10 protein-coding genes are annotated in these 11,641 nt (G+C 70.4%); 3 read left to right on the top strand and 7 right to left on the bottom strand.

The window, feature by feature from the left end:
• Positions 1-103 precede the first annotated feature (103 nt).
• From mimD to ACQEVB_RS10130, 4 genes are all read right to left on the bottom strand, one after another.
• A complete protein-coding gene (mimD, locus tag ACQEVB_RS10145) occupies positions 104-481 on the bottom strand; it encodes a propane 2-monooxygenase effector subunit MimD (protein ID WP_432967987.1) in 378 nt (125 codons plus the stop codon).
• Entirely contained in the window at positions 478-1,668 is a 1,191-nt protein-coding gene (locus ACQEVB_RS10140; protein ID WP_432967984.1) for an aromatic/alkene monooxygenase hydroxylase subunit beta, read from the bottom strand. The genes mimD and ACQEVB_RS10140 overlap by 4 nt, the downstream gene beginning before the upstream one ends.
• Positions 1,665-2,726: an FAD-binding oxidoreductase gene (locus tag ACQEVB_RS10135; protein WP_432967981.1), complete on the bottom strand. Its 1,062-nt coding sequence runs from the start codon at positions 2,724-2,726 to the stop codon at positions 1,665-1,667. Before ACQEVB_RS10135 ends, ACQEVB_RS10140 begins: the two co-directional genes overlap by 4 nt.
• Before the next feature lie 132 nt (positions 2,727-2,858).
• Positions 2,859-4,502 carry a methane monooxygenase gene (locus ACQEVB_RS10130; RefSeq protein WP_432980282.1) on the bottom strand — a complete coding sequence of 548 codons (1,644 nt, stop codon included), beginning with the start codon at positions 4,500-4,502 and terminating at the stop codon, positions 2,859-2,861.
• A 266-nt stretch (positions 4,503-4,768) separates the two neighbouring features.
• Here ACQEVB_RS10130 and ACQEVB_RS10125 point away from each other — a divergent pair, with 266 nt between their 5' ends.
• A complete protein-coding gene (locus tag ACQEVB_RS10125; RefSeq protein WP_432967978.1) occupies positions 4,769-6,619 on the top strand; it encodes a sigma-54-dependent Fis family transcriptional regulator in 1,851 nt (616 codons plus the stop codon).
• A gap of 51 nt (positions 6,620-6,670) precedes the next feature.
• Here ACQEVB_RS10125 and ACQEVB_RS10120 read toward each other — a convergent pair whose 3' ends face one another.
• From ACQEVB_RS10120 to ACQEVB_RS10110, 3 genes are all read right to left on the bottom strand, one after another.
• The gene (locus ACQEVB_RS10120; protein ID WP_432967975.1) at positions 6,671-7,972 is read right to left on the bottom strand and encodes an alpha/beta hydrolase; all 1,302 of its coding nucleotides are present in this window, start codon (positions 7,970-7,972) and stop codon (positions 6,671-6,673) included.
• Positions 7,973-7,996: 24 nt separating this feature from the next.
• Positions 7,997-8,860: an SGNH/GDSL hydrolase family protein gene (locus ACQEVB_RS10115; protein ID WP_432967972.1), complete on the bottom strand. Its 864-nt coding sequence runs from the start codon at positions 8,858-8,860 to the stop codon at positions 7,997-7,999.
• An 81-nt stretch (positions 8,861-8,941) separates the two neighbouring features.
• Positions 8,942-9,646 (bottom strand): GntR family transcriptional regulator, encoded by a 705-nt coding sequence (locus ACQEVB_RS10110; RefSeq protein WP_432967969.1) that lies wholly within the window; start codon positions 9,644-9,646, stop codon positions 8,942-8,944.
• A 131-nt stretch (positions 9,647-9,777) separates the two neighbouring features.
• Here ACQEVB_RS10110 and ACQEVB_RS10105 point away from each other — a divergent pair, with 131 nt between their 5' ends.
• A complete protein-coding gene (locus tag ACQEVB_RS10105; RefSeq protein ID WP_432967966.1) occupies positions 9,778-10,875 on the top strand; it encodes an ABC transporter permease in 1,098 nt (365 codons plus the stop codon).
• Positions 10,872-11,639: an ATP-binding cassette domain-containing protein gene (locus ACQEVB_RS10100; RefSeq protein ID WP_432967963.1), complete on the top strand. Its 768-nt coding sequence runs from the start codon at positions 10,872-10,874 to the stop codon at positions 11,637-11,639. Before ACQEVB_RS10105 ends, ACQEVB_RS10100 begins: the two co-directional genes overlap by 4 nt.
• Positions 11,640-11,641: the final 2 nt, after the last annotated feature.

Below are 11,641 nucleotides of genomic sequence, written 5' to 3'. Positions count from 1 at the left end.
ATGTCTCGCGTTGGTCTGCTGCGCGGGGGCGGAACAACGAGCCCGGGCCGTCGCCCGTTCATGCACGGACGACGACCCGGCCAGCACTAGAGGTGTCGAACGATTACGAGACCGCCGGCGGGAGCATGTCGCCGATGAATTCGGCCGCTTCCTCGAGATTCCCGAACATGACGGTCCGGTCATCCATGTGGATCATCTTCCCGTAGTGCGTCGACATGTTCTCCTCGAACTCGGCGGCGTCGTAGAAGCCTTCGTCCTCGCCGAGCGCCTCGGAGATGTCCGCGTAGACGAAATCCATCCGGCCCACGCAGTCGACCCGGATCATGGACGGCAGGTAGGTGACCGTCACGTTGTCCTGGCGGTTCATCACCTCGGCCACGACCACGCCGATCTGGTTGTTCATCAGCGTGACGCCGGCCTTGCCGGACGCGGTGTTGTCGGCCTGGTACGGGCTCTCGGCCGTCGTGAAGGTGGTCGTCACTGCTTCAGCTCCTCGGGCGTGTTCAGGCCGAGATCGGTGCAGATCCCGGCAAACCGGTTCTTGGCCTTGTCCAGGGAGTCCTCGAAGCGCGGCGGTTTGGCGTCGGGCTGCGACCACAGCGGCTGCATCTTGCGGGCGGCGTCGAGCGCCTGCGGCACCCACTTCGCGAGCCAGCCCTGCATCAGCTGCTTGTTGTGGTCGGCGAACTCGCGGTCCTCGGTGAGCGGGGCGAAGCAGGCGATCGTCCAGCGCAGGTCGCGCTGGGCGAAGTCGAACTCGCCGGCCCCGACCACCGTGGGCGTCACGAAGTCGCCGTTCGGTGCCGCGGACTGCATGACCAGGTTGGAGCGGAACAGCTCGCCGATGAGCGGTTCGAAGACGACGTTCGTGGCGAAGACGGACTCGCCCCAGTCGTCGTCGACGGCCGTCAGCGCCTCGCACAGGGCGCGGGCGCCCTGCCACTCGGCATCGGAGTTCCACGCCTCGATGTGCGCGGCACCGTCGAAGCCGTCGATCTCCTCGGAGAGCGTGAGGTTGTACAGCGCGAGGTCCTGCGCGAACCGGATCTTGTGCATGCTGTTCACCGCCATGGCGGTGTTGTGCATGTTGGTCGGGCCGGAGCGGTTGCACGCGGCGAACACGTACAGCCCGAGGATGTGCTCGATGTGCATCCACGCGCCGACGTTGCGCTCCACGAACCGCACCCAGTTGTTCGTCCACTGCTCGAACGCCTTGCCCTGCCGCGCGTTCTCGACGTTCTGGTTGACCTGCCGCACGACGTTCGCGTTGTAGCGGTAGAACGTCATCTCCCACTCTTCGTTGGGATCGCGGAACTCGTGCCAACCGTGTGCGGGCCACTCGAAGTCCTTCGGCAGGCCGCCGGACCCGACACCGCGCTCCGGCTCGGGCTTGTCGACGCCCCACGCCTTCAGCTTCGTCCAGTTCAGCGGGTAGCCGCGGGAACCGTCGGCGAATCCGTAGATCCAGCCCTGGGAGAGGTAGTGCCGAGGATCGGGCTGCACCTCGACGGTGACGTCCTCGTAGTGGGTCTGCTTGCGCTTGGCGGGCTTGAAGTAGTTGTAGCGCCGTGCACTGGCGCCGGAATCGGGGAACTCGCGCGCGCCGGCCTCCGCGTCGGTGAAGACGGGCTTCGGGACGCTGCGCTCCGGCCGTTCGGTAGTGGTCATGAACCGTCCTCGCCTTCTTGTTCACCGGTCGTGGTGAACTTGTCGTAATAGATGTTCTGCTCGTTCACGCCCAGTGCGGTCAGCGTCACGATCGCCGCGTCCACCATCGGCGGCGGACCGCAGACGTAGGCGTCCATCCCCTCCAGACTCGTCTCGTTCTGCTCGACCACCGCGGTGATGAGCCCGGTGTGGCCGGCCCATTCCTCACCGGCGACCGGTTCGGACAGCGCCGGGATGTAGGAGAAATCGGCGAGCTGCTCGCCCAGTTCGGCGAGCTCCTTCTCGAAGCAGAGGTCCTTCGCGGTGCGGGCGCCGTAGTAGAAGCGCGCCCGCCGTTCCACCCCGCGTTCGGCCATCGACCGCAGCAGGCCGAGCACCGGTGCCATTCCGGCGCCGCCGCCGACGAAGACGATGTCCGACGTCCGGTTCTCGCGGAGGGTGAAGGTGCCGAACGGCGCCTCCACCTCCAACCGGTCGCCCACCTGGAGTCGCTGGTCGAGGTACTCGGAGAACAGCCCGCCCGGGTAGACCTTGATCACGAACTCGAAGATCCCGTCCCGGTTCGGCGTGTTCGCCATCGAGAACGACCGCGACTCGTTCGTGCCGGGAACGATGAAGTCCATGTACTGACCGGGGAAGAACTTGATCTCCGCCGGCTCCACGAGCTGCACCACCAGGTGGCGCATGTCGTGGGTGACCGACTCGTTCGAGACGACCTCCACGACGCCCTTGGTGAGGGGCAGGCCGTTCCGGATGATCTCCTCGTCGTACTGCAGCAGCTCGATGACGAGGTCGCCGTAGGCGTGCGCCCTGCACAGGAGGGTCGACCCCTCCTCCTTCTCGTAGTCGGGAAGGGCGAACGTCGAGTACCGCTCCAGGTCGATGTCGTCCATGTCGCCTTCGAGCACGAACGACTTGCAGGCCGCGCACTGCCCTTCCTTGCAGCCGTGCATGAGCTGGACGCCGTTCTCGGCGGCCGCGCGCAGGATCGTCTGGTCCTCGTCGACCTCGATCTCGATGCCGACCGGTTCGAACCGGACGATGTGCTTGTCTCCCATTGACTGCTCGTCCTCGCTTCGTGGGAACGGCGGTGGAACCGGCTCCTGGGCAGGTCGGAGCGGGGGAAGAGCCCCACGTTCGGGGCCCTTCCCCCTCGCCTGACCCGCGCTCAGGCGATCAGGCAGGCCTGCTCACGAGGAGGAGGCCTGCGGTGCCGGCCGCCCCGCCGGACCCTGACGGACGTAGTCGGCGGCGAACGCGGTGCGCTCGTCGTCGCTCATCTCGTTGAGGATCACGTTCGGGCTGGCCAGCGGCGGGCAGCGACGCAGGTGGTCGAGCGTCCACATCTTCGACGGGTCGAGGTTCAGATGTGGCTGCGCCGTCATCGTCTTGCCGTCGTCACGGACGAAGCCCATGTCGGAGACGACGTCGGCCCAGTTCCAGCCGTGGTAGAGCGTCTCCCACTCGCGGTGACCGACGAGCTTGCCCATGTTCGGCGTCTCCCGGCCCTGGTACGACGGCCGGAACGCCTCGGCGTCGGTCCAGCGGCACACCTCGTGGCAGTAGGTGCGCCACTGGCCGTCGACCTCGGCCATGACCATGTCCTTCCGCACCAGGCACGGCACCATGCAGGTCCAGCAGCGGTGCGGGTACACGTAGTCGACGTCCTCGAAGACGATCGGGTTGTGCCCGTTCGGCGTCGCCAGCCGGCTGTAGTTCTCCCACCACTTGCCGTACTTGTCGTACCAGCCCGGGTACTTGTACTCGAACCACTCGAAGTCCTCGTCGGTCATGCCGTCGATGCGCCAGTAGTTCGCGAGCCACCCGGTGGCGAAGAACTGCGCGACCTCGTGGACGTAACCGTTCTCCCAGATCTGCTTCCAGGACTCCTCGACGAGGTCGTGCGGGATGACCAGCCCGTACTTCTCGAGCGGGATCAGGTAGGCCCGGTAGTAGTCGTCGTAGATCCAGCGCCGCCACATCTCCGCGTAGGACTCGCGGTCCTTGCGGCGGTCCTTCGTGCCGTACTCGATGAACGTGCCGATGGCGGCGTCGACGACGCGGTGGTTGTTCCACCACGCGTAGCGCAGGTCGCGTTCGAGCAGCTGGCGGTTGTCCTCGTCGGACAGGGCCATGAGCAGCGTGGCGTAGCCGTTGGAGATGTGCCGCGACTCGTCGGACTGGACCGAGTGGAACACCGTCGGCAGCAGGTAGTCGCCGTTGGCCGCGGCCTCGGCCGGCATGGCCACGAACAGGGTGTTCGTGAACGCCGTCTCCGCGACGATCGTCAGGTAGATGCTGGCCGCGGTGATCGCGTCACCGGTGATGAAGCCCTCCGCGAACTGGCGGCCGATGGTGCCGCAGTAGTCGCCGTGGAAGTTCCGCAGGGTGTTGTTGAAGCCCGCCGGGTCGATGTAGTTGTTCATGTACAGGCGCTTCAGGTTCTGCTGGATCGTCGAGTGGCGGACCTCGTCGATCATCTGGATCGCCTGACCGTTGTGCAGCTCCGGGTTCGGCACCGCGTGGAACAGCATCGGCATCGACCGCGCCGCGGAGATCTCGGGCAGCGGGATGATGGACAGGAACAGCTTCTGCCATTCCAGCCAGCGCTCCTGCACCTGCCGGAACATGTTCCCGCGGATGGCACCGTCCTGCGCCCCGTACACCCGGTGGTCCTTCTCCTCCTGCATGGGGAAGTAGGACCGGAGGACCTGCTTGAGCGGGTCCTTCTTGGCCGCCTTGCGGAAGGTGTAGTCGGTCCCGTACTTCATGTACGGCTCGTGGTACTGCGGCTCCCAGGACAGTTCCTGGATCTTCTGATGAGCCTTTGCCAAGCTCTGCCGACTCACGTCGTCTCCTCACGTGGTGGTGGGCTCTGGTGGTGGGCGGAGGTCGCCCCACCAGCCCCGGAGCGCGGGCCAGCACCGATGCGGTTCCCTCGTGCCGGGAATCACACCTCCGTCGATGCGCGGTCGAGGTCTCAATATGAGACGATTCGCGGTCGTCCGCCTGCTGTCGGTGACGTCCACCAGCAGGTAGCTTCGGTTGCACGACGTTCCGCGCTGCGGCGGAGCGCGAGCTGCGCCGAGGAGGCCACCGCTTGGGGCGCGCGACGGACGGAGCAACTGGTCCGCCGGCCGAGAGGTCGGGTGACCAGCTCGTTCGTGCGCGCACGTCGTTCCTGGTCGACGACGTGGTGCCCGCCGGCGTCGTGCGCGACACGATCCTGGCGTCCTGGGCCCGGTCCCGCGAGTGGGAGATCCCCGTCGACAACGTCGAGCTGCGCGACGACTGGGACCTCGAACCCGACTCGCCGCTGACCCGCGCGGCCACCGCGATCCTCGGCGACATCTCCGACGAGCTGGCCACCGAGCCCGTCAGCGTCATCCTGACCGACGCCGACGGCGTGGTGCTCGACCGCCGCACCGGCGACTCGGCCCTGCGGCAGGCGCTCGACCGGATCTGGCTCGCGCCAGGCTTCAGCTACGCGGAGAAGTTCGTCGGCACCAACGGCATCGGCACCGCGCTGGAGGGTCGCGGCCCCGCCGAGGTGTTCGGCCACGAGCACTACGTGGAGCCGCTCGCGCCGTTCGCCTGCGCCGGCGCCCCGATCTGGCACCCGGTGAGCGGCAAGCTGCTCGGCGTCGTCGACCTGACGTGCTGGCGGCCCGACGCCGGCCGGTTCATGGCCACCACGGTGTCGCGCATCGCGCGGCAGATCGAGGCGGCGCTGCTGGACCTGTCCGGCCCGCGCGAGCTGGCGCTCCTGCACGACTACCTCACCGCCGCCCGGCGGGCACGCGGCGCCGTCATCGCCGTCGGCCCGGACGTCGTGATGATGAACGACGTCGCCCGCGAGTCCATCACCCCGGCCGATCAGGTGGCCCTCGTCGCCGGTGCCACGGAGGCGTTGACGTCGGGCCGCCGGTTGCTGCTGCTCGACCTGCCCAGCGGCGCGGTCGCGCGGGTGCAGTGCCGGCCCAGCTGGATCGACCGGGGCTCGGCCGGTGGCGTCCTCAACGTGCAGCTCGCCGACTCCGCGCCCGCCCAGACCGGCCGGCGCACGCTGCCGTCGTCGATGTCGACGCCGACCGCGGCCGTGGGGTCCAGCCTGCAGTGGGCCAAGTGCTGCCAGGCCGCCGACCGGCACTTCCAGAGCCGGGAATGGCTGGTGCTGCAGGGCGAACCGGGCAGCGGGAAGACCACGCTGGCCAAGGCGGCGCACCAGATGCGGGCGCCGGCCGCGCACATCCGCGTGCTCGACGCGCGCGACTGGGACGCGCGCTGGCTCGCCGAGCTCGCCGGCGAGCTGGACAACGGGGGCGGCGGCACGCTGATCCTCACGCACCTCGACGAGCTCGACACCGAGGGCCGGCAATCACTCGCCGACGCGCTGGAACCGCACCGGGAGTCGCCGGACAACGAGTGCCCGTGGGTGGTCGCGACCGTCGGGCCCGGCGGCCTTCCCGTCGGCGACGACGGCGTCGACCTGCTGGAGTTCTTCCCGCGCACCGTCGAGGTACCGCCGCTGCGGCACCGGCTCGAGGACGTCGAGGAGCTGGTGCCGCACCTGATCGCACGGCTCACCCGCGGCTCGGACCTGACCTGCTCCCCCGCCGCGCTGCGCGTGCTGATGCGCAACCGCTGGCCGGGCAACGTCGAGCAGCTCTACCAGGTGCTGCGCAAGACCGTCGCGCGGCGACGGGCCGGCGTCCTGATGCCCGACGACCTGCCGCCGGAGACGCGGGCCACCACGCGTCGCGTGCTCACGCCGCTGGAGGCGATCGAGTGCGACGCCATCGTCGACGCGTTGATCGACAACGCCGGCAACAAGGCCGAGGCAGCGCGGCACCTGGGCATGTCGCGGGCCACGATCTACCGCAAGATCCGCGGCTACGGCATCTCCACCACGATCACCGAGCCGGCGGTGGGGCGGCGCGCGCGGCTCTGACGCTCGCGAGCTGCATCGCGGCGAGCCCGCCGACGACGACGGCCGCCAGCCCTAAGGGATGAGGCCCGCCCGGGACGCGATCCAGGGCAGCGCGTGCTGCAGACCGGTGATGGCGAGCGCCCAGGTGTGGCCGCCGTGCAGCTGCTCCATCTTGAGCGAGATCCCGGCCCGCTCGGCCGCGGCGGGCAGGGGCCGGCACGCCACCGGCACGTCGGGGTCGTCGCGCCCGACTACGACGTAGCCGGCCGTGCCGGGGAACTGCCCGGCGGCGAGGATGTCGAGCGGGTTCACCGCCCGGAACCGCGCCTCGTCGCCGCCGAACGTGGCCTGCACGGTGCTCGCGTGGTCACCGAGGGTCGGTTCGGGACGGCCGGAGACGTCGAGGAACGTCGGGTAGCCGGCCGGGCGGCGCAGCGCCAGCTGCAGGGCGCACGTGCCGCCGAAGGAGAAGCCGCCGATCGCCCAGCGGCTGCGGTCCGGGTCGACCTGCAGGTGCTGGGTGAGCCACGCGGGCACGTCCTCTGCGAGGTAGCTCTCGGCGTTGCCGAGCTGCGAGTCCAGGCACAGCGTGTTGGCCAGCGGGGACCCGGTCGCGTCCGGCACGACGACGATCGGCGCGAGACCCGCGTGCGCGGCCGCGAAGCCGTCCATGACCGATGCCAGCTTGCCGGCGACGAACCAGTCCTCCGGCCCGCCCGGCTGCCCGGGGATCAGCACGAGCACCGGCAGCAGCGGGCGCACCGAGCCGAGGTACGCCGGGGGCAGGTAGACCATCGCCGGGCGCGCCTTGAAGCCGGACCGCGTGCCGTCGATGGCCACCTGGGTCACCTCGCCGCGCTTCGGCTGGTCCGCCGGCGGGTGCCAGGACAGGCTCAGGGGCTGGTGCGGGGCGGCGGAGACGGTCGGGCGGACGGGTGCGAGCGCGGCGAAGTCGACCTCGCTGATCTGCGGGACGCCGAACACGGCTCCCAGGTTCGGCCGGTACCCGTAGAACGCGTTGATCTTCATGGCGCTCAGCGCGACGACGAGCACCATCGCCACCGTGAGCCCGATGCGGCCCCACCAGCGGGCCGGGCCGACCCGCACCGCGACCAGGACCACCGCCCAGATCCCCAGCCCGGCCCACAGCAGGATCCGCGCGGGCAGCGACTCGGGGAAGGGCCGCCACAGCTCGAGGGCCACGTCGGCGACGGCGGTGAGCGCGAGCGCGACGCCGAGGGTGATCGGGAGCAGCCGCACCCACCACCGCGGGTCCCGGCGCAGCAGCAGCGCCACCAGGCCGAGCGCACCGAGCACCGTCAGCGCGACGGGCAGTGCGCCGGTGATGGTCGAGACGTCCCACAGCCAGGTCACTCGATGCTCTTCCGGGTCGGTCCGTCAGCTCGGGTCGCAGGCCGTCGCCGCGAGCGCGTCGGCGATCCGCTGGTGGCCGGCCTGGTTGGGGTGCTCCCCGTCGTCGATCAGCAGCGGGGTGTCGTCGACGTCGCCGTCCGGCCCCTTGAACGGCGTGTAGAGATCCACGTAGCAGGCCTGCTGTGCCTGCGCGACGTCCTTGATGGTTGCGTTGGCGAGCTGCGTGACCCTCGTGCTGTCCCGCACGAACTGCGGGCCGTAGGCCTGCTCGGCGAACTCGCCGTCGGGGAAGACGTCCCAGTACCCGAGCACCTGCAGGGTGGTGGGGTGCCCGCCGCGCAGCTGCCGGATGCGCTGCAGGATCGCGGTGAGGTCGCGCGTCACCATCGCGGTGGCCGAGTCGAAGCAGGCCAGGCCGTCGGCGCCGCCGCAGCGGCCCTCCGCGAACGTGTCGACCATGGCGTCGTAGTCGTTCGCACCGATCATGACGGTGACGATGTCGGACTGGCCGACGGTGCGCGACGCCCCGTCGGGATCGACGACGGCGCCCTCGACCTCGTCGCCCGGGGTGAGCGACGCGAGCAGGTCCGCGGTGGTCCAGCCACCGACGGCGAAGTTGGTGACGGTGACGGCGGTCGACCGGGCGTCGCCGAGCGCGTCGGCGTAGATGTCGAGGAAGCCGGTGCAGCCGTCGCAGCCGTACGCGGCCGGGATCGAGTCACCCAACCCGACCATCCGCACCGGCAGTGGCGGTGCGGCCGGCGCCGGCCCGGCCGTCGCGGTGCCGAACACGGTTCCGGAGCCGATCAGCACGGTGCACAGGGCGACGATGACGGTGGCCGACACCGTCGCGGCAGGGAGCAGCCAGCGCCGGCCTCGACCACTCACAGTCACCCTTTCGTCATCGAGCGGTGCTGATCGTAGTCGGTGCGATGTACGGCCCCGGTGATCCGCCGCGCCGCCCGCGGGCTACCGGTTGCGGGCGAACACCTCGTCGATGCGCTCCATCGCCTCCGTCAGGTGGCGGCGCATGGCCTCGGCGGCGGCGTCGGGGTCGTTGGCTGCGATCGGTTCGGCGATCGCCACGTGCTCGGGCGTGGTCGCGGCCGCGTGCCGCGCGTGGTGGTAGAGCCGGTACATGTGCACGTGGCTGCGCAGCCGGGCCAGCGAGTCACGCAGCCACGAGTTGCCGCCGAGCGCGGCGACCCGGTCGTGGAACGTGGCGTCGTAGATCATGTCGAGCCGGTTCGCGGTGCCGCCGTGGCGGCCGGCGCCGCCGCTGCGGGCGAACGCGATCAGGTCCGCGCCCTCCGCCGGAGACGCCCGGCGGGCGGCCGCCGCTGCGGCGGAGGGCTCGATCAGGAGGCGCAGATCCATCAGCGCCCTGAGCTCGTCGAGGGTGATGAGGGGCGCGACGGTGTAGCTGCGACGCGGTTCCTTGACGATGAGCCCTTCGGCCTCCAGCCGGGCCATGGCCTCACGGATCGGCGTCTGCGAGACGCCGAGCGTGCGGGTGAGCGCGTCGATGTTCAGGCGCTCACCGGGGTCGAAGTCGTGGTTCATGAGCATGTCGACGAGCGCGTCGTAGACGTCGAGCACGAGCGGCTGCCGCGCGGTCAGGCGCAGCGCCGCGGGCGCCGGGCTCGCGGCGTGCAGGCGATAGGGGTCGGTCACGGGGCTCCCGCTGTGAGGTCGTGCCCGCATCGTAGTATATCCGAATAAAATATAGGAAATCGGTTATTGACTATCTCATGTCGGAAACCCTACGGTGAGCCCCTTCCTCCCCGCCGGACGCTGGAGTCCCTGTGACACGAGAGGGCCGCTCGGAGCTCGCCCCGCCCCGGGGTGGTCCGACCCCGTCCGAACCCGCCGCACCGACTCCGCCCGACGCCCGCTACCGCGGCCTCAAGCTCGCGCTGCTCGCGCTGCGGGCCGGGCCGGTCGCGATCCTGTTGCTGCTGGTCGTGGTGCTGGCCGTGCTGTCAGACGTCTTCCTGACGCTGGAGAACATCGGCAACCTGCTCAACCAGTCGGCCGTCGTGTGCGTCCTCGCGCTCGGCCAGCTCCTCGTCATCGTGACGCGCGGGATCGACCTGTCGGTGGGCTCGAACCTCTCGCTGTGCGCCGTCGTCGGAGCGCTGGTCTGGCGCAGCCAGGGCTCGGCCCTGGTGGCCGTGCTCGCCGCCCTCGCGACCGGCTCGCTCGTGGGCCTGGTCAACGGCCTGCTCTACGTCAAGGGCAGGCTGCCGCACCCGTTCATCGCGACGCTGGCGATGCTGACGGCCGCGAGCGGTCTCGCCCTCTACCTGTCCGGGAGCCGCACCATCCGGGGCGCTCCCCCGGTGGTGAAGGAGATCGGCGCGGGCCGGATCGCCGCCATCCCCGGGGGCGGTGCCATCGGGTGGTTCCCCACCGCCGCGCTCGTCGTCGTCGGGGTCGCCGCCGTCGTCGCGCTGGTGCTGCGCGGGATGGTGTGGGGCCGGTGGATCTACGCAGTCGGCGGCGGGCCCGAGGCGGCCGTCCGCAACGGCATCCCGGTCCCGGCCGTGCTGATCTCGGTGTACGTCGTCTGCGGGTTCCTCGCCGGCGTCGCGGCCCTGCTGACCATGGGTCGCGGCGACGCCGGCTCGCCCACGTCGGGCGCGTTCGCCGAGCTGGACGCCATCGCGGCCGTGATCATCGGTGGGGCCAGCTTCCTCGGCGGCCGCGGCTCCGTCCTGAACGCGCTGACCGGCGCGCTCGTCATCGCGGTCATGCGCAACGGGCTGAACCTGCTCGGGATCGACCCGAACTGGCAGTACATGGCGGCCGGATTCGTGATCGTCGTCGCGGTGGAGCTCGACGTCCTGCGCGGCCACCTCGAACGCCGCTTCCGCAGCCTGCAGGCGGTGGGTGCGCGATGACCGAACGTCCGGTCCTCCAGGTGCACGAGGCGAGCAAGCGGTTCGGCGCCGTCGTCGCCCTCGACGGCGTGTCGCTGCACGTGGCCCGCGGCGAGGTGCTTGCCCTGCTCGGCGACAACGGCGCCGGGAAGTCCACCCTGGTCAAGGCCATCAGCGGGGTGCACCGGCTCGACTCGGGCTCGATCGTGCTCGACGGGGAGGACGTCACGGACGCCGGCGCGATGGCCGTGCGGGCCCACGGGGTGGAGACCGTCTACCAGGACCTCGCGCTCTTCGACAACCTCGACCCGGCCGCGAACTTCTTCGCGGGCCGGGAACTGGCCGGCCCGTCCTGGCTGCCCCGCGGGCTGCGGTTCATGCGGCACCGGCAGATGGCCGACCGTACCCGTGAGCTGCTGGAACGGCTCCAGGTGAGCCTCCCCGACCTGGACGCCACCGTTGCACTCATGTCCGGCGGCCAGCGGCAGGCCGTCGCCGTCGCCAGGGCGGTGGCGTTCTCGTCCACCCTGGTGATCCTCGACGAGCCGACGGCCGCGCTGGGGCTTCGGGAGTCCGCCCGCGTGCTCGACCTGGTGCGCCGGCTCAAGGAGAGCGGCGTCGCCGTCGTCCTCGTCTCGCACAGCATGGACCACGTCATGGCCGTGGCCGACCGGGCCCTCGTACTGCGGCGCGGGCGCGCCGTCGGCGAGACCGTCCCGACGGCGGACAACCACGCGCAGCTCGTGGCCTGGATCGTCGGGGCCGCCGGGAGCCGGCCCCTCTGAGC

The organism is Pseudonocardia sp. CA-107938 (genome assembly GCF_050936315.1).
Classification (GTDB): domain Bacteria; phylum Actinomycetota; class Actinomycetes; order Mycobacteriales; family Pseudonocardiaceae; genus Pseudonocardia.
The sequence above is the reverse complement of the archived record's forward strand: the minus strand, read 5'-3'. Positions and strand labels throughout refer to the sequence as shown.